At 69.6% G+C, this 17,287-nt stretch carries 13 protein-coding genes; 12 read left to right on the forward strand and 1 reads right to left on the reverse strand.

From position 1 onward, the window contains the following. Nucleotides 1-135: 135 nt before the first annotated feature. From AZOLI_RS16315 to AZOLI_RS16370, 12 genes are all read left to right on the forward strand, one after another. A complete protein-coding gene (locus AZOLI_RS16315; protein ID WP_014188266.1) occupies nt 136-1,737 on the forward strand; it encodes a glycosyltransferase in 1,602 nt (533 codons plus the stop codon). Between the two features lie 124 nt (nt 1,738-1,861). Beyond that, nucleotides 1,862-2,917, forward strand: a complete 1,056-nt coding sequence (pseI, locus tag AZOLI_RS16320) for a pseudaminic acid synthase (protein ID WP_014188267.1) — start codon at nt 1,862-1,864, stop codon at nt 2,915-2,917. Further along, nucleotides 2,910-3,656 (forward strand): cytidylyltransferase domain-containing protein, encoded by a 747-nt coding sequence (locus AZOLI_RS16325; protein ID WP_014188268.1) that lies wholly within the window; start codon nt 2,910-2,912, stop codon nt 3,654-3,656. The genes pseI and AZOLI_RS16325 overlap by 8 nt, the downstream gene beginning before the upstream one ends. 83 nt (nt 3,657-3,739) lie before the next feature. After that, the gene (locus AZOLI_RS16330) at nt 3,740-3,973 is read left to right on the forward strand and encodes an acyl carrier protein (RefSeq protein ID WP_014188269.1); all 234 of its coding nucleotides are present in this window, start codon (nt 3,740-3,742) and stop codon (nt 3,971-3,973) included. A 3-nt stretch (nt 3,974-3,976) separates the two neighbouring features. Then, nucleotides 3,977-4,816, forward strand: a complete 840-nt coding sequence (locus tag AZOLI_RS16335) for an alpha/beta fold hydrolase (RefSeq protein WP_014188270.1) — start codon at nt 3,977-3,979, stop codon at nt 4,814-4,816. A 7-nt stretch (nt 4,817-4,823) separates the two neighbouring features. After that, entirely contained in the window at nt 4,824-5,114 is a 291-nt protein-coding gene (locus AZOLI_RS16340; protein ID WP_014188271.1) for an acyl carrier protein, read from the forward strand. Beyond that, complete coding sequence (locus AZOLI_RS16345; protein ID WP_014188272.1) at nt 5,111-6,295, forward strand: AMP-binding protein; 1,185 nt, start codon at nt 5,111-5,113, stop codon at nt 6,293-6,295. The genes AZOLI_RS16340 and AZOLI_RS16345 overlap by 4 nt, the downstream gene beginning before the upstream one ends. Then, entirely contained in the window at nt 6,292-7,071 is a 780-nt protein-coding gene (locus AZOLI_RS16350; RefSeq protein WP_014188273.1) for an SDR family NAD(P)-dependent oxidoreductase, read from the forward strand. The genes AZOLI_RS16345 and AZOLI_RS16350 overlap by 4 nt, the downstream gene beginning before the upstream one ends. Nucleotides 7,072-7,114: 43 nt before the next feature. Next, the gene (locus AZOLI_RS16355) at nt 7,115-8,173 is read left to right on the forward strand and encodes a 3-oxoacyl-ACP synthase III family protein (RefSeq protein WP_014188274.1); all 1,059 of its coding nucleotides are present in this window, start codon (nt 7,115-7,117) and stop codon (nt 8,171-8,173) included. 202 nt (nt 8,174-8,375) lie between these two features. After that, nucleotides 8,376-10,235, forward strand: a complete 1,860-nt coding sequence (locus AZOLI_RS16360; protein ID WP_014188275.1) for a flagellin — start codon at nt 8,376-8,378, stop codon at nt 10,233-10,235. Between the two features lie 142 nt (nt 10,236-10,377). Then, nucleotides 10,378-10,824 (forward strand): flagellar biosynthesis repressor FlbT, encoded by a 447-nt coding sequence (locus AZOLI_RS16365; RefSeq protein ID WP_014188276.1) that lies wholly within the window; start codon nt 10,378-10,380, stop codon nt 10,822-10,824. After that, nucleotides 10,821-16,844, forward strand: coding sequence for a tetratricopeptide repeat protein (locus AZOLI_RS16370; protein ID WP_014188277.1), 6,024 nt, complete (start codon nt 10,821-10,823; stop codon nt 16,842-16,844). Before AZOLI_RS16365 ends, AZOLI_RS16370 begins: the two co-directional genes overlap by 4 nt. 132 nt (nt 16,845-16,976) lie before the next feature. On the opposite strand, the gene AZOLI_RS16375 is transcribed toward AZOLI_RS16370, so the two are convergent. After that, nucleotides 16,977-17,156, reverse strand: a complete 180-nt coding sequence (locus AZOLI_RS16375) for a YdcH family protein (RefSeq protein WP_044551486.1) — start codon at nt 17,154-17,156, stop codon at nt 16,977-16,979. Nucleotides 17,157-17,287: the final 131 nt, after the last annotated feature.

Consider the following 17,287-nt stretch of genomic DNA (forward strand, 5'->3'; position numbering starts at 1 on the left):
CCGCTTGCGGCGCAACGTCTTCCGCCGCACCGCACAATCGACGGCCTGGGCATTCCTTTGCCGGCAAAGCCTTCTTGCGCGGCCGGCTGTCGCGGCGCTACACACGGGAAGGCTGCCCGCAGTGGAAAGGTCCAAATGATGCTGGAATCTGGTCCGTCCGACCGCTTGTCAGCGGCGGCCGATGCGCTGATGGTCTTTCTCACCGACCGGCAGTTCGATGCCGACAAGATCAACGGCTTCTCTGCGCTTTGCGAAAAGCTGCGCCGCGACCTGGACCTGGACAGCCGTCTGGTGCTGGCGGAACGGATCGAGCGCGAGGCACCGTCGAACGACACGATCCGACTGCGCTCGGTCCTGTTCCTGCTGACCGGCGACCTCTATCACTATGAGCGGATCCTGCATTACCTGATGCTGGGGGGCGACAGCGCCGAACCGGCACTGCTGCATTTCGTCCACTGGTGCATCACGCGCCAGCTGTTCCTGGGGGTGGCCCAGGGAGAGAAGCAGGCGAGCTTCGTGGCTTGCGACCTGTTCCGCTATTACACGGCACTGGTCCGGCAGGTGGCCCGGCGCTGGGGGCTGACGCCGGCACCTGCGCCCCGGCGCGACGGACCGATCCGCCGTGTGGCGGTCGTCACCAACCAGTTCACCAACCAGGGCCACCAGCCGACCCGCGACTGCTTCGACTTCGCCGCGCGCCTGCAGGACGATTTCGGGCTGGACGTCGCCATCATCAACGCCAACTGTCTGCCGAGCCGGGTGGAGAGCGTCTTCATCCCGCCGATGGTGGCGGAGGTGGCGGCCGATCTTGAGGGCGTTTTCGCACTGAGGATGTTCGGCAGGCAGGTCAAGGTCGCGTCCTTCACCGAACCGGTCTTCAGCCGGAGCAAGCTGAGCACGATCGTCGAGACCATCGACGGCTACGATCCCGACCTGGTCGTCTCGTTCGGCGGATCGAACATCGTCGCCGACCTGTTCGCCGATGCGGGCGCCCGTCCGGTGGTGTCGATCCCCACCAGTTCCGGCATCACGCTGTCGCTGGCGCCCATCGTGCTGGGATATGAGGAGGCGGACCACACCCGCTCGATCCCCGCGCTGTATCGGGCGCCCTTCGCCCGCCGCTTCCGTCCCTTCACCTTCGGCTTCACGCCGCCGCCGTCGGACGGCGTCCGCGTCGACACCGGCTTTCCCGACGGCACCACTCTGTTCGTGGTCGTCGGCAACCGCCTGGACCAGGAGGTGCAGGGGGAGACGTTGGCGCTGTGCGACGACATTCTGGATCGCTGCCCGGGCGCCGCGCTGGTCTTCGCCGGCGAGGTGCGCGATCTGCCGAACCGTCTCGTGCCGCTGCGCAACCGGGACCGCATGCGCTGCCTCGGGCATGTTCCCGACATTCGCGCGCTCTACGGCCGCTGCCGCGTGTTCCTCAACCCGCCGCGGCAGGGCGGCGGGGGCGGCGCCGCCTATGCCCTGGCAGAGGGGGTGCCGGTGGTGACCTATGGCTGGGGTGACGGCGCCAGCGTCTCCGGCCCGGAGTTCTGCGTGGCCGACCGCGACGCCTATCTGGAGCGTGCCGTGACGCTCGCCACCGACGCCGGAGCCCATGCGGCGGCGGCCGCCGCGGCCAGGGCACGTTTCGCCATGGTCGGCGACCGGCGCCGCTGCGTCGAACGGCTGCTGGCCTATGGCGAGGAGGCGCGGGCATTGTTGCGCGCCGAGCGTGCCGGCACGAATTAACCTTCCTTCACGTTTTCGTGGAAGACTGATCCAGCCGCCCCGTATCCCGTTGGAAAGCCGACCCTTGCCGAACGCTTCTTCCGCCCATCCCCCCTTGGCCATTCCTTCAATGGCCCGGCCCCCCATGGCCATCGCCGGCCGGCCGATCGGAAGGGGGCATCCGCCCTATCTGATCGCGGAGATGTCGGGGAATCACAACGGCGACCTCGGCCGCGCCCTGGCGCTGGTGGAGGCGGCGAAGGAAGCGGGGGCCGATGCGGTCAAGCTGCAGACCTACACCGCCGACACCATCACCATCGCCCATGACGGTCCGGGCTTCCGGCTGGAGGGCGGGCTGTGGGACGGGCGCACCCTGCACGACCTCTACCGCGAGGCGCACACCCCGTGGGAATGGCACGCCCCGCTGTTCGAGCGGGCGCGGGCGCTGGGGCTGACCATCTTCAGTTCCCCCTTCGACGAAACCGCCGTCGAACTGCTGGAGGAACTGGACGCGCCGGCCTTCAAGATCGCGTCGTTCGAACTGATCGACTTGGCCCTGATCCGCCGCGCCGCGCGGTCGGGCAAGCCGCTGATCATGTCCACCGGCCTTGCGACGCTGGGCGAGATCGAGGAGGCGGTGGCGGCGGCGAGCGACGTGCCGCTGGCCCTGCTGCATTGCGTCAGCGGCTATCCCACCCCGCCGGAGGACTGCAATCTCCGGACGATTCCGCATCTGGCGGAGAGTTTCGGCGGCATCGCCGCCGGCCTGTCGGACCACAGCCAGGGCATCGCCGTGCCGGTCGCCGCCGCGGTGATGGGCGCCACGGTGATCGAAAAACACTTCACCCTGTCGCGCGCCGACGGCGGGGTCGACAGCGCCTTTTCCCTGGAGCCGGCCGAGTTCAAGGCGATGGCCGAGGCCGTGCGGACGGCGACCGCCGCCATAGGCCGCGTCGACTACACGGTGAAGCCCAGCGAGGCCGGCGGGCGCGACTATCGCCGCTCGCTCTATGTCGTCGCCGATGTCGAGGCGGGGGAACCGCTGACCGCCGCCAATGTCCGCTCGATCCGCCCCGGCTTCGGCATGGCGCCGAAACACCTGCCGGACGTGCTGGGCCGCCGCGCCGTTCGCCGTTTGCGCCGGGGGGAGCCGCTGGGCTGGGACATGCTGGCGCCGCGGGGGGAGGACCCACATGGATAAGCCGCGCATCGTCGCCATATCGCAGGCCCGCATGACCTCGACCCGGCTGCCGGGGAAGGTGCTGATGCCGGCAGCCGGCCGGCCGCTGCTGGCCCACCATCTGGATCGTCTGTCCCGCACGCCCGGCCTGGATGCGGTGGTGCTGGCGACGACGGTGAACGCCACCGACGATCCGGTGGCGGCATGCGCCGAAAGCCTGGGCATTCCGGTCTTCCGCGGCGACGAGCAGGATGTGCTCGGCCGATTCGCCGGTGCGGCGGCTCTGGCGCGGGCGGATCTGGTGGTGCGGGTCACCGCCGACTGTCCGCTGATCGATCCGGTGCTGGTCGGCCGCCTCATCGCCGACTTCCGCGACGATCCGTCGCTGGACTATCTGTCGATCGACAGCACCCGCTTTCCGCGCGGGCTGGATGCGGAGATCTTCCCGCGCCGCCTGCTGGACGAAGCGGCGGCCAACGCCGTCGATCCGGCCGAACGAGAGCATGTCACCCCCTATATCTACCGCCGCCCGGAACGTTTCCGGCTGGGGACCGCACTGGTGCCGCTCGAACCGGTCGAGCCGCCCGATCAGCGCTGGTGCGTGGACGAGCCGGCTGACTACGAGTTGGTGCACCGCCTGATCGAGGCTCTGCTGACATCCAATCCCGCCTTCGGCTGGCAGGATTGTTGCAAACTGCTCCGCGACCACCCCGATTGGATGGACATCAACCGTTCGGTCCGGCAAAAGACGCTGCACTGACGAGACACGCCCGTTCAGAAAAAGGGCCGGTCGATCGGAACTGACCGATCCGCCTTCACAAGGCCCATCAAGGAGATCAGCCCATGGATCGCAAAGACTTCCTGCTCGCTCTTGACGAGATGCTTGAACTGGATCCCGGTACGTTGACCGGCGACGAGGCCCTGGAATCGCTGGAGGCCTGGGATTCGCTGGCCGTCATCAGCTTCATCGCGCTCGTCGACGAGAAGACCGGCGTGGTGGTGGAAGGCGAGAAGCTGGCCAAGGCCAGAACCGTCGCCGACCTGCTGGCCCTGGCGGGTGCCCCGGTCGCGGCCTGACCGGTGCCCCGTCCTGTTTCTGAGAGCAGCCGCCTGCGCGCCGGTGTCGCCACCGTCGCCGGCGGTCCGGCGACCTACCTGTCGGTCGGCAGCGGCGGCGTGCCCGTCCTGCTTCTGCATGGCTTCGCCGGCGACCGCCTGACCTGGCAGTTCAACCTGTCGGCCCTGTCGTCGCGGCGGCTTGCGGTCGCGGTGGATCTGCCGGGCCATGGCGGCTCCACCCCCGATGTCGGCAGCGGCCTGGTTTCCGACTTCGCCCCCTGGCTGGTCGAATTCCTCGATGCGCTGGAACTGTCGCGGGTGCATGTGATCGGCCATTCGATGGGCGGTTACGTGGGGCGCGAACTGGCCCTGCTGGCACCGGACCGGGTGGCGAGCCTGACCCTGCTGTCCAGCGCCGGCCTGGGCACCCCCTTCGACCTCGGATTCCTCAGGCGGGCCATCGCGCCTGCCGACGTGGAAGAGGGGCGGGCCTGTGCGGCGCGCCTGTTCGCCGGCCCATCGCCGCTGATCCCGCGCTTCGGCGAGGTGCTGCACGCGCAGGGCGCCGACCCGCTCCGCCGGGCGGGGCTGGCGCGGATCATCGAGGTTTCCTTCGCCGCCCATGCCGATGGCGGCGGCCCGCCGGTGGATTGGAGCGCCTACCCGATGCCGATCCAGGTCCTGTGGGGGCGTGCCGACCGGATCATCCCGTTGCCGTCCGCCGACCGCTTGCCGCCGGGCGCCCCGTTCCAGGTGTTCGACGCCGCCGGACATCTGCCGCATATCGAGGCCGCCAGCCCGGTGACCGCCGCGATCCGGGCCTTTCTGGACGGCTGCGACGATGCCCCCAGCCAGAGCTGACCATTCCATGACCGACCATACCGCCACCGACCATACCGCCACCGACCCGACCACCGGCCCCATCTTCGCCCTGATCGCCGAGGAGCTCGGCCGCATCGCCGCCGACAAGGGGGAGGTGCTGCCGCCGCTGACCGCCGAAAGCCGGTTCCTGGATGGCGGCCTGCCCATCGACTCCCTCGACCTTGCGACGCTGCTGGTGGTGCTGGAGCAGCGGACCGGCCAGGATCCCTTCCGCGAAGGCTTCCGCCAGTTCACCACGGTGGGAGAGTTGGCGGCGCTCTACACCGTTCCGGCATGACCGGGCGCCGCCCCGCCTGGATCCATCCCGCCTTCCGCCTGATCGAGGGGGGAGACCTGTTCGGCTGGCCGGAGCTTGCCGGGCTGCCGGTGCCGGCCGGCGGCGTGGTGCAGGCCGACCGGCCGTCGCGCGTGCTGGCGGCGCTGGCCGCCGCCGAGGCAGCGGGGCAGGGGCTGCTGCTGGCCCGCGGCGCCGCGGATGGCGATGGCTGGCAGCCGGGGCGGGGCTTTTCCGTCACGCTGGAAAGCTCCGGGACCACCGGGGCGCCCAAACGCCTGCGCCACGATTTCGACCGTCTGCGCGGCCGTCTGCGCGGCGTGGCGGAGGAGGGGGCGCGCTGGCTGCTGACCTATGATCCGGGCGCCTTCGCCGGCCTGCAGGTGATGCTGACCGCGGCGGCGGCCGGGGCGCTGCTGGTCGCCATGCCTCGCAGCGCTTCCGTCGGCGGCGGCATCCCCGGTCTGGCGGAAGCGGCGCGCTGCCACGCGGTGACCCATGTCAGCGGCACCCCCAGCTTCTGGCGTGCCTTCCTGATGGCGCTGGGCGATGCGGAGCTGCCGCTCCGGGCGGTGACGCTGGGCGGGGAAGCGGCGGACCAGCCTCTGCTCGACCGGCTGGCGGAACGTTTTCCCGGCGCGCGCCTGCGGCACATCTACGCCTCGACCGAGGCGGGGGCGCTGTTCGCCGTCGCCGACGGCCGTGCCGGCTTCCCGGCCTCCTGGCTGGACGAGGCGCCTGACGGGCTCGCCCTGCGGATCGTGGACGGCGTGCTGGAGGTGCGCAGCCCGCGCGCGGCACCGGGGATCGGCGATGCGGAAGGCTGGCTGTCCACCGGCGATCTGGTGGACCGGCAGGGCGACCGCGTTCTGTTCGCCGGCCGGCTGGACGGTCTGGTCAATGTCGGCGGGGTGAAGGTCTCGCCGGAGGCGGTGGAGCGCCGGCTGCTGGCGGTCGGCGGGGTGGCCGATGCCGCAGTGTCCGCGGTGCCGAGCCCGATCACCGGCCATCTGCTGACCGCCACCATCGTGCCGGCGCCGGGTGTCGACGGGGAGGCCCTGCGGGCCGCCCTGCGCGCGGCGACCGCCGACCTGCCGCCGGCGGCGCGCCCGCGCGCCCTGACCTTCGCCGACCATATCCCGCTGAGTGCGGCGGGCAAGAAGAGCCGAAAGGGAGCCGCATGACCGCGTCCGCAGCCCCAGCCCCAGCCGCAGCCATAGAACCGAAGCGCCACGTCATCGTCACCGGGGGCAGCCGCGGCCTCGGCCTTGCGCTGGTGGAGGCGCTGCTGGCCGACGGCTATCGGGTGTCCACCTGCAGCCGTTCGTCCTCCGAAGCGCTGGAGCGGCTGGCCGGACCCGACCTGTTCTGGCAGTCCTGCCGCATCGGCGAGGGCGACGAGGTGCGCGCCTTCTTCGACGCCGCCGTCGCCTGGGGCGGCGCCTCGCCGCTGTGGGGGCTGGTCAACAATGCCGGGATCGCGCGCGAAGGCGTGCTGGCGACCTTCCCGGAGGTGGATGCCGAGGCGGTGATCCAGACCAACCTGACCGGGGCGCTGCAGGCCGCCCGCGCCTTCCTGCGCGCCAAGCTGGTGGAACGCGGCGCCGGCCCCAAGGGGGGGCGCATCGTCAACATCTCCTCCATCATCGGGCAGCGCGGCTATGTCGGGCTGGCGGCCTATTCGGCATCGAAGGCCGGGCTCGACGGGCTGACGCGGGCGCTGGCGCGCGAGGTCGGGCGGCGGGCGATCACCGTCAATTCGGTGGCGCCGGGCTATCTCGACACCGAAATGTCGGGCACCCTGTCGGACGGGCAGCGCGACCAGATCGTGCGGCGCACGCCGCTGGGCCGGCTCGGCACCGCGGCGGACGTGGTGCCGCCGGTCCGGTTCCTGCTGGGCGATGGCGGCGCTTTCATCACGGGACAGACCCTTACGGTGGACGGCGGCATCACCTGTTGAGGCGGTGCCGGTCGGATCCGGGGGTGACAGGGGGGAGGCGGAGATGGTCGCCAGCCGGATCGACGGGGTATGCGTGCGCGGCATCGTCGGCTGCGTGCCGGAAGGGCGCGAAACGGTGGAGGATCTGGCCCGCCGCTTCGGCGAGGACGCGGCGCGCCGGATCGCCGCCGCCACCGGCATCGAGGAGCGGCGGATCGCCGCCCCCGGCCAATGCACCAGCGACCTGGTGGAAGCCGCGGCGCGCCGCCTGCTCGACGGGCTCGGTTGGGAGCCCGGCAGCATCGACCTGCTGGTCCTGGTGACGCAGACCCACGACCACACGCTTCCCGGTACCGCATCGCTCCTGCATCGGCGGCTGGGGCTGCGGAAGGGGGCCGCCGTGCTGGACCTCACCCATGGCTGCTCCGGCTTCGTCTATGGGTTGTGGACCGCGGCGGGGCTGCTGAAGGCCGCCGGGCGGCGGGCGCTTCTTCTGGTCGGCGATACCACGTCGCGTCTGGTCGATCCGGACGACAGGACGGTGGCGCCGCTGTTCGGCGACGGCGCGGCAGCGACAGCTCTGGAACTGGACGGCAGTGCGGCGCCGATGGCCTTCGACCTCGGAAGCGACGGTGCCGGCGCGCCTTACCTGTCCGCGGAGGGCGGTGCGATGCGCCATCCCGACCGGCCGGCGCGCCTGTTCATGGATGGAACCCAGGTCTTCGCCTTCACCCTGCGCGAGGTGCCCGGCAGCTTGCGGGCTGCGCTCGACACCGCCGGCTGGACGATGGAAACGGTCGACCATCTCGTCCTGCATCAGGCCAACGCCCAGATGATCCGTCATCTCGGCCAGAAACTGGGCATGGCGGCCGACCGCACGCTGGTGGCCTTGCAGGACGTCGGCAACACCAGTTCCGCCTCCATCCCGCTGGCGATCGCCGGCGCTCTGGCGGTGCCGCTTATGGCCGGGACGCGCCGGCTGCTGCTGTCGGGCTTCGGCGTCGGCTGGTCCTGGGGCAGTGCCGCACTCGCCGTCGGGCCGCTCGCGATGTGTGAAACGGTTGTCCTGACCGGCAGGAAATACCCGGCAGAATCTGCCGCCCCGGCAAGCCCTGCCGCCTGACCGGCAGAATCTGCCGGGAGGTCGGCAAATTTTGCCGGGTGCTTTTCTGCCCACCGGTACGGATTACCGAGGAAACCCGGCAAATTTGAACTGGCCCGCTTCTTGCCTACCCCTCTGGCGGGGGAATTAGTCCCCTTCCGGTAATCGGCGCCTCCATAGAGAGGTGCTGCCGGACACCGATCCTCCAAAAGGAGTGGCCACCATGGCTGGCAACGTTACCCTCTCGTCCTCGATGCGGACGAACCTGCTGCAGCTGCAGAGCACGCAGGAACAGATCAACAAGAAGCAGAACATCCTGTCGACGGGCAACAAGATCAACACCGCCCTCGACGGTCCGACCGCCTTCTTCTCGGCCAAGGGCCTGAACCAGCGCGCCGGCGACCTGACCTCGCTGAAGGACGCGATGGGTCAGTCGATCAGCACCATCCAGGCCGCCGACAAGGGCCTGACCTCGATCGATGCCATGGTCGACCAGGCCAAGGGCCTGACCACCGCGGCCTATGCCGCCCTGGGCAACGACGCTGCCTCCGTGGCCACTCGCAAGTCGCTGGCCGCCCAGTTCAACACGCTGCGCGGGCAGATCGACAAGCTGGCCGCCGACAGCGGTTACGGCGGCAAGAACCTGATCGCCGGCAACGGCCTGAGCATGGACAGCACCAGCGAGTCCCGTGCCGCCGTCAACACCATCACCGGCGTGGACAACGCCCGCGTCACCAACGTCCAGCGGGCCGACACCTATTCGATCCGCATCCAGGGCGACGGTTCGATCGAAGGCAAGGCCTCCGACATCGCCAAGGCCGAAAGCGCGCATGGACTGACCGGCCTGAAGCTGTCGGGTACGATGTCCAGCACGTCGGGCAGCTTCTCCAACGTCCAGATCGAAGTCCGCGGCGCCAACGGCCGCACCCGTGACTTCATCGTGTCGGACGGCAAGGAAAGCCGCACCATCTCCTACTTCGACAACACGCAGACGACCAGCACCAAGCTGCAGACCGCCGGCACCTCCAGCGTCGCTCAGGTCTCCACGGTGAACGTCAGCGGCACCATCGAAGAAGGCGACATCTTCTCGATCACCGTCGAAGGCCAGACCTTCAGCTACACCGCGACCTCCGGCGACGTGGCCACCGGCCAGACCGCCTCTGTCAACGTCGCAACCCAGCTGCAGGCCTCGATCAGCACCGCCATCTCCGGCGGCCGGCTGCAGGGCAAGGACGTCGCCTCCGCCTCGATCGGCACCGGCGGCACGATCACCCTGACCGGTGCTGCGCCGGGCGGCACGACCCGCGACTTCACCGTGACCTCCAGCACGACCAACGCGCTGACCAAGAAGATCTCGGAAAGCTTCGCGTCGGGCACGGTGGTGACCTTCACCGTCGACCGCCAACTGCTGGAAGCGGCGAACAACCAGGGCAACGGCATCTCGACCATCGAGAAGAAGGTCGATCTGCAGGTCCAGGTCACCAATTCCAACGGTGCCCAGGTCACCCGCGACGGCACGAACGAGCAGGGCGACAGCAAGCTGGCCAACGGCGAGCAGTCCTACGCCTTCGACAGCGGCACAGTCCGCATGAACATCGACGAGAAGACCATCAAGCAGGCAGCCTCGGCGAACTGCTCGGCGAACATCGTCACCAAGCAGATTTCCGACGCCAACTCGTCGAACGACATCACAGTCCAGCTGAACGAGACGAACACCAACTCGATCACCGTGAACGCGGTGAACCTGAGCACCAGCGGCCAGGGCCTGAAGCTCGACGAAGCGCAGAACGACTGGACGGACCGCGCCGACATCGACAAGGCGGTTGCCGGTCTCGACAACGCCAAGGCGACGATCCGCTCCGCGTCGCAGTCGCTGTCGACCAACCTGAACATCATCACGACCCGCGAGAACTTCACCAAGGAGTTCAGCGACGTGCTGACGGAAGGCGCCAGCAAGCTGACGCTGGCCGATCAGAACGAGGAAGGCGCCAGCCTGCTGATGCTGCAGACACGTCAGCAGCTCGGCACCATCGCCCTCTCGCTGGCCAACCAGTCGCAGCAGTCGATCCTGCGTCTGTTCTAAGGCGTAGAGTTCGGGTAGGGAGTTCGGGTAGGATCACGCCCGGCGGGCGGCGGCATCAGGCCGCCGCCCGTTTCTTTTTAGGGTCACACCGGATCGGCAAAGGCCGGACGGCAATGGCCCGCAAGCCCCGGGTTCCGCACTCATGCCGCTCAAGTTCGTTCTTCGTCCCAACGAGAAGGTCATCATCAACGGCGCCGTCATCGGTGCCGGCGACCGTCCGGGCTCGTTCTTCCTCTACAACACCGCGAATTTCCTGAGGGGACGCGAGGTCCTGAAGGAAGAGCAGATCGACTGTATCGAGAAGAAGCTCTATTTCGTCATCCAGCTCGTCTACATCTTCCCGGAAGATGCGACGCTTAACCTCCAGCGCTTCGCATCGATCCTCGACGAAACGCGTCAGGCGCGTCCCGACGCCTCCAAGGTGCTGGACGAGATCGAACGCCTCGTCGAAGCCCGCAACTACTACCGGGCGCTGAAACTCTGTCGCAAAATGTTCAGGTCCGCCGACGGCGGCGCCGGCAATGGCGGAACCGGAGACGCCGAGGCGGGTGACGACGACGACGCACCGGCCGACGATCGGATGCCGTGACCCTCGCCGAACTGTTCGACGCCGCACTGCCGCTTCATCGTGCCGGCCGGCTTGCCGGGGCGCTGGCCCTCTATCGCCGGATCCTGGTCGATGATCCGGCAAATGCCGATGCGCTGCACCTGTCGGCCTTGATCGTCCATCAGGCCGGGCTTCCCGCTGCGGCGCTGCTGCGCTTGCGGGCCGCGCTTGCGGTGCAGCCCCATTTCCCGGCGGCCTGGAACAGCCTCGGCAATATCCTGGCGGATATGGGCCGGGTCAGCGAAGCCCTGGACGCCTATGCGGTGGCGATCCGGCAGGACGACCGTTACGTCGAAGCCTACAGCAACCGCGGAGCGATCCTACGGCGGCTCGGCCGGCGGGAAGAGGCGGCCGAGGATTATGTCCGCGCGCTGACACACGGGCCGGACAACGTCACCGTCCGCTTCGATTACGGCATCCTGCAGCGGGAACTGGGACGGATTGCGCCGGCCGCCAATGCCTTCTATGCGGTGGTGCAGGCCAACCCAAACCATCCCGAGGCATGGCGCCATCTGGCGATCTGCCTGCGCGGGCTCGGCCATCCGGACGCCGGGGAGTGCCTGCGGCGCGCGCTGGCCGATGCGCCGACGGACGAGGAGCTGTCGCTCGAGCTGGGGGTGATGCTGAACGCCCAGCGGCGCTATGCGGAGGTCTGCGATGTCCTGGCGCCGGCGGCTGAGGCCCATGGCGGCAACGCGCTGCTGCATTTCACGCTCGCTACCGCATTGCAGGGCTTGGGGCGCCTGCCGGAGGCCGTGGCCCGGTTCCGCCATGTGCTGGAGTGCGATCCGACGATGCAGGGCGCCTGCAACAACCTTGGCGTTGCGTTGCTCGACCTGGGGGATGCCGATGCGGCGGTGCCCGTCCTGCGCCGGGCGATGGCGCTCACCCCGGACGACGCGATGGTGGTCAACAACCACGGCACCGCGCTGGAGAACCGGTACGACCCCGATGCCGATCCGGAGCCGGCGGCGCGATGGTACCGCCGCGCCCTTCGGCTGCGTCCCGATTACGGGAAGGCGTTGATCAATCTGGCCGGCATCCAGGGCGTGCTGCGGCAGACCGCGGCGGCGGATCTCTATCGGCGTGCGGCGGCGGCCGAACCGAGGAATGCAGAGGCCTATGCCAATATGGCCAGCCTGCTGTTGGACCGCGACGACCTGGCCGGGGCGGAGCGGCTGTACCTGCGGGCGCTGGCGATCGACCCCGGCCGGTCGGCGACGCTGACCGGCTATGGTCTGGCCCTGCAGATGCGCGGCCGCATCGGAGAGGCGGAGGCGGCCCACCGCAGGGCGCTGGCGATGGACGCCCGCAATGCGGATGCCGCCGGCAATCTCGGTATGCTGATCTGGCAGTACCGCCAGGATGCGGATGCCGCCGAACCCTGGATATCGCAGGCCCTCTCGATCAATCCGGCGTTGGGCAGCGCGCATCTGAATCGCGGCCTGCTGCGGCTCGCCGGAGGGGATCTGGCCGGCGGCTGGGACGATTACCGCTGGCGCTTCCGGGCGAAAGGCTATGTGAGCCGGCGGATTGCCGCTCCACCCTGGCGTGGGGAGGCGCCGGCCGGCCGGCGCCTGTTGGTCTGGCGGGAGCAGGGGGTGGGCGACGAAATCCTGTTCTCTTCCTGCTTTCCCACGCTGATCGCGCGTAGCGGTCATGTGGTGATCGAGTGCGACCGCCGGCTGGTGCCATTGTTCACGCGCTCCTTCCCCACGGCGACGGTGCGCGAGCAATCGGTCGACGAGGCCGGCCGGGAACTGATCGATCCGCCGGACGTCGATGCCCATGTGGCGGCCGGCGACCTGCCGGGGCTCTTGCGCGACAGCCTGTCCGCCTTCGAACCGCAGGATCCCTGGCTGGTTCCGGACCCGGCGCTGGTGGAGCGCTGGCGCGGGCGGCTGGCGGCGCTGGGGCCGGGCCTGCGGGTAGGCATCGGCTGGCGCAGCCAGATGATGACGACCGACCGCAATGCCGCCTATGTGATGCTGGAGCATTGGGGACCGGTCTTCGCCGTTCCGGGTCTGGTGTTCGTCAACCTGCAATACGGTGAGTGCGAAGCCGAGCTTGCGGCGGCCGAACAGCGCTTCGGCGTGCGCATCCACCGCTGGTCCGACCTGAACCTGCGGGACGATTTCGACGGGGCGGCGGCGCTGACGGCGAATCTCGATCTGGTGATCTCCCCGGCGATGTCGGCGGGAGAGCTGGCGGGGGCCTTGGGCGTGCCGGTCTGGCGCTTCGGCCGTCGCGACTGGACGCAGCTCGGCACCGGTGTGCGCCCCTGGTTTCAGGCCATGCGCCTGTTCCAGCCCACTCCCGGCGCAGGGCTGGAGGAGGCACTGACCAGCATGGCCAAAGAACTTGTGCGAATGGCGTCGCGACATGCTGCGCCCCAACCCGTGGCACCGGTGCCCGTGGTTCCGGTGCCCGTGGTTCCGGTGAAGGCTGCGTCCGCGGTCGATGCGGACCGGCGCACGGCCGATGCCATCGCTCTCTACCGCGGTGGCGATGCGGCGGCAGCGGAGGCGGCGGTGCGGGAGGTGCTCGACGCCCTACCCGGCCACGCGGTGGCTCTGCATCTGGCCGGTGTTCTGGCGAAGCGGCGTGGCGCGCTGGAAGAGGCGGCAACCCATCTGTCCGGGGCGGCAACCGCCGATCCGGCCAATGCTGCCGCGCATGCAGCCCTGTGCGATGTCCTGCAGGGCCTCGGCCGGTTCGATGCCGCCGAACGCGCATCCCGCGCCTGTGTCGCGCTACAGCCCGACGGGGCGGGCCATTGGGTCAACCGGACCGCTTTGCTGCGTCGCATGGGGCAGCGCGGCCCGGCGCGGTCGGCGGTCGGCCATGCCTTGCGCCTGCGCCCCGATCTGGCGCCCGCCCACGGTCATCTCGCGGAACTGGCGGATGGTCCGGAGGACGCGGTGACGGCCAATCGCGTCGCCGTCGCGCTAGCACCGGGAAGTGCCGATGTCCTCAGCAATCTCGGCGCCGCGTTGCAGAAAGCGGAACGCTTTGCCGAAGCCGAGCGGCTGCTGGACCGCGCAACCCGGTGCGATCCCGGATTGGCCATCGCCTGGACCAACCGCGGCGGTGTGCTGGAGCCGCTCGGGCGCATTGCCGAGGCCGAGAGCTGCCACCGGGTGGCCATCGACCGCGATCCGTCACTGGCCGAGGCACATGGCAATCTCGCCTATCTGCTTCAGCGGCAGCACCGGCGGCAAGAGGCGCTTGCCGCCTTCGACGCCGCGCTGGAGATCGACCCGAAGCACGCCCAGGTCCGCTACAACCGCTCCCTTCTGCTGCTGGGGGATGGTGTGCTGCGGTCGGGCTGGGTCGACCATGAAACGCGCTTCGGGACCCCGCACTTCGAAAAGCAGCGCCGCCAGTTCGCCATGCGGGCCTGGCGTGGCGAGAACATCGCCGGCCGGCGTCTGCTGGTCTGGCGGGAACAGGGTGTGGGCGATGAAATCCTGTTCGCCTCCTGCTATGAGGAGGCGATGCGCCGCGCCGGCCGGCTGGTGATCGAATGCGACCGCCGCCTCGTACCGCTGTTCGCACGATCCTTTCCCGGCGCCGATGTCCGGCCGGAGAGCGCCGACCCGCGCGACGCCGATGTCCAGATCGCTGCCGGCAGCCTGCCGAGGCTGCTCCGCGCCGATCTGAGGCGCTTTCCCGACCGCCCGTCCTGGCTGGTTCCGGACCCGGCGCTGGTGGAGCGCTGGCGCGGGCGTCTGGCGGAACTGGGGCCGGGGCTGCGGGTCGGGATCGGCTGGCGCAGCCAGTTGATGACGGCGGGACGCAAGGACGCCTATGTGATGCTGGAGCATTGGGGACCGGTGTTCGCGGTGCCGGGCCTGGTGTTCGTCAACCTGCAATATGGGGAGTGCGAAGCCGAGCTTGCGGCGGCCGAACGGCGCTTCGGCGTGCGCATCCACCGCTGGGCCGACCTGGACTTGCGGGACGATTTCGACGGGGCGGCGGCGCTGACGGCGAATCTCGATCTGGTGATCTCCCCGGCGATGTCGGCGGGGGAGCTGGCGGGGGCCTTGGGCGTGCCGGTCTGGCGCTTCGGCCGTCGCGATTGGACGCAGCTCGGCACCGGTGTCCGCCCCTGGTTCCCGGCGATGCGCCTGTTCCAGCCGAACCCCGGTGAGGGGCTTGAGGCGACGATCGGGCAGGTGGCCAAGGCTCTCCGCGCCCACGCGTCTTCGCCACGGGACAAAGCCGGTCCGGGCGGGGGTGCAACGGCGGCTGCCGCGGATGCGGGAGACGGCGAAACCGCCGATCCGGACCCGCTTTCCGACCCGGTTCACGATTGCGACCCGAACCATCTGTTGGAGCAGGCGGTCGCCGCCCATCGCGGCGGTGACGCGGCCGGAGCCGCCGCCCTCTATGGGCGAGTGCTTGCCCGCCGTCCGCGGGACCCGGTGGCCTTGCATCTGTCCGGCCTGCTCGACCACCAGTCGGGCGCATCGGAACGGGGCGAGCCGCGCATTGCCGCCGCGGTCGCCGCAGCGCCCGACTATGCGACGGCGCATATCAGCCTTGGCAATGTCCGTCTGGCGCTCGGCCGGGCCGCTGCGGCGGCGGCGAGTTTCCGGGCGGCACTCGCCCTCCAGCCGGCAGACGCCGCGGCGCTGACCAATCTCGGCAACGCGCTTGACGGTCAGGGGCGGAGCGGGGCCGCCTTGCGGGTGCAGGGGTGGGCGGTCGCCGCCGATCCGGAACTGGCCGAGGCGCATGACAACCTCGGCGCAATGCTGGCACGGCTCGGCCGTTGGGGCGAGGCGGAGCGGGCGCATGTCCAGGCGCTGCGACTGGCCCCGGACTTGGTGGCCGGCTGGGTCAACCTGTCGGTGGCTCTACGGCGCCTCGGGCGCCTGGGGGCGGCGGAACGGGCCGGGCGGCTGGCGCTGGCGCTGCAGCCGGCCCTGGCCGACGGTCTGGCGAACCGCGGCAGGCTTCTGCGCGAGTTGGGGGATGCTGCTGCGGCCGGCCTCTCCTGCGCCCGCGCCCTGGCGGTGGAGCCCGGTCACGCTTCCGCCGCCTTCAACGGCGGGGTGCTGCATCTGGCAGCCGGGCGGCTGACGCAGGGGTGGGCCGGCTACGACCGCCGCTTCGACACGCGCGATCTCGTGACGGCGGCCCGTCGTCCCGGCGTGCCGGCCTGGGGCGGAGAGGATCCGGCGGGCAGGCGGATCCTGGTCTGGCGCGAGCAGGGAATCGGCGACGAGCTGATGTTCGCGCAGTGCCTGCCGGGCCTGATCGCCCGTGCCGGACATGTGGTGGTGGAATGCGATCCGCGTTTCGTCCCGCTGTTCACCCGCTCCTTCCCGCAGACGACGGTCCGTCCCGTTCCGGCATCGCCGGACGAACCTGCCGCGGACGTGGACTGCCATGCCGCAATCGGTTCGCTGTCGTGCCACCTCGGGGGCCGGTTGGCCGGCTTTACCGACGTCAAACCGGCTCTGCGGGCCGATCCGGCGGCGGTACGGGAATGGCGGCGGCGGCTGGCCGAACTCGGCGACGGTTTGCGGGTCGGCATCGCCTGGCGCAGCGGCCAGCTGGATCCGGACCGTATGCCCGATTACACCCGGATCGAGGATTGGGGGCCGGTGCTGACCCTGCCGGGTCTGGTGCCGGTCACCCTGCAATATGGCGACTGCGGGGCGGAACTGGCGGTGGCGGCCAAGGCATTCGGCCGGGCGCCACATCTGTTCTCCGACCTCGATCAGCGCAACGACCTTGACGGCACCGCCGCGCTGATGACGGCGCTGGATCTGGTGATCGCGCCCGCGACCTCGACCGGCGAACTGGCGGCGGCGCTGGGCGTGCCGGTCTGGCGTCTGGCGCGGGCGGGTGACTGGACGGCATTGGGGACGGCCGTGCGGCCCTGGTTCCCGTCGATGCGCCTGTTCCAGACCCGTCCGGGACAGCGGGTCGGCGATCTGTTGGCGGTGGTGGCGTCGGAGCTGTCGCGCCTGAAAGTGCCGGCTGGCTGAGCTGACGGCTGCAAAAGGCGCCGTTTTGAAAGCCGCCATTGAAAAAGCAGCCATTAAAAAAGCCGGGTGAGGCTAATCGCCTCAACCCGGCCTTCGTAACCCCGTTCAGGGGCGATGCTGCGATTGGGGGGATTAATTTATCGTGCCGGAGCGCGTCAGGCGATCGATCTCTTCCTTGACGTGCAGCTTCTCGAGCTTGAGGCGCTTCACCGCGCTGTCATCCGGCCAGGATCGCTTTTCCTCGTCGAGGATCGCGCGATCGAGGCGCATGTGCTTTTCTTGCAGAGACGAAAGGCGAGCTTCAGTGTGCATGAGTCGCTCTCCATAGGATCAGTCCGTGTCCCGCCGCAATGTGACGGGCCGGTGACATGAGTGTTCACCCATCCGAAGCGCAGAACAACCCTAATCTTGCGTTTTATGCGGTGAAACCATGCGAAAAAGTG

This window comes from Azospirillum lipoferum 4B, from assembly GCF_000283655.1.
GTDB classification, from domain to species: Bacteria; Pseudomonadota; Alphaproteobacteria; order Azospirillales; family Azospirillaceae; genus Azospirillum; species Azospirillum lipoferum_C.

Coding starts and splice junctions, on each gene's coding strand:
- AZOLI_RS16365 (WP_014188276.1), top strand. CDS start 10,378: ATGCCGCTCAAGTTCGTTCTTCGTCCCAACGAGAAGGTCATCATCAAC.
- AZOLI_RS16350 (WP_014188273.1), top strand. CDS start 6,292: ATGACCGCGTCCGCAGCCCCAGCCCCAGCCGCAGCCATAGAACCGAAG.
- AZOLI_RS16340 (WP_014188271.1), top strand. CDS start 4,824: ATGACCGACCATACCGCCACCGACCATACCGCCACCGACCCGACCACC.
- AZOLI_RS16330 (WP_014188269.1), top strand. CDS start 3,740: ATGGATCGCAAAGACTTCCTGCTCGCTCTTGACGAGATGCTTGAACTG.
- AZOLI_RS16345 (WP_014188272.1), top strand. CDS start 5,111: ATGACCGGGCGCCGCCCCGCCTGGATCCATCCCGCCTTCCGCCTGATC.
- AZOLI_RS16355 (WP_014188274.1), top strand. CDS start 7,115: ATGGTCGCCAGCCGGATCGACGGGGTATGCGTGCGCGGCATCGTCGGC.
- AZOLI_RS16315 (WP_014188266.1), top strand. CDS start 136: ATGATGCTGGAATCTGGTCCGTCCGACCGCTTGTCAGCGGCGGCCGAT.
- pseI (WP_014188267.1), top strand. CDS start 1,862: ATGGCCATCGCCGGCCGGCCGATCGGAAGGGGGCATCCGCCCTATCTG.
- AZOLI_RS16325 (WP_014188268.1), top strand. CDS start 2,910: ATGGATAAGCCGCGCATCGTCGCCATATCGCAGGCCCGCATGACCTCG.
- AZOLI_RS16360 (WP_014188275.1), top strand. CDS start 8,376: ATGGCTGGCAACGTTACCCTCTCGTCCTCGATGCGGACGAACCTGCTG.
- AZOLI_RS16375 (WP_044551486.1), bottom strand. CDS start 17,156: ATGCACACTGAAGCTCGCCTTTCGTCTCTGCAAGAAAAGCACATGCGC.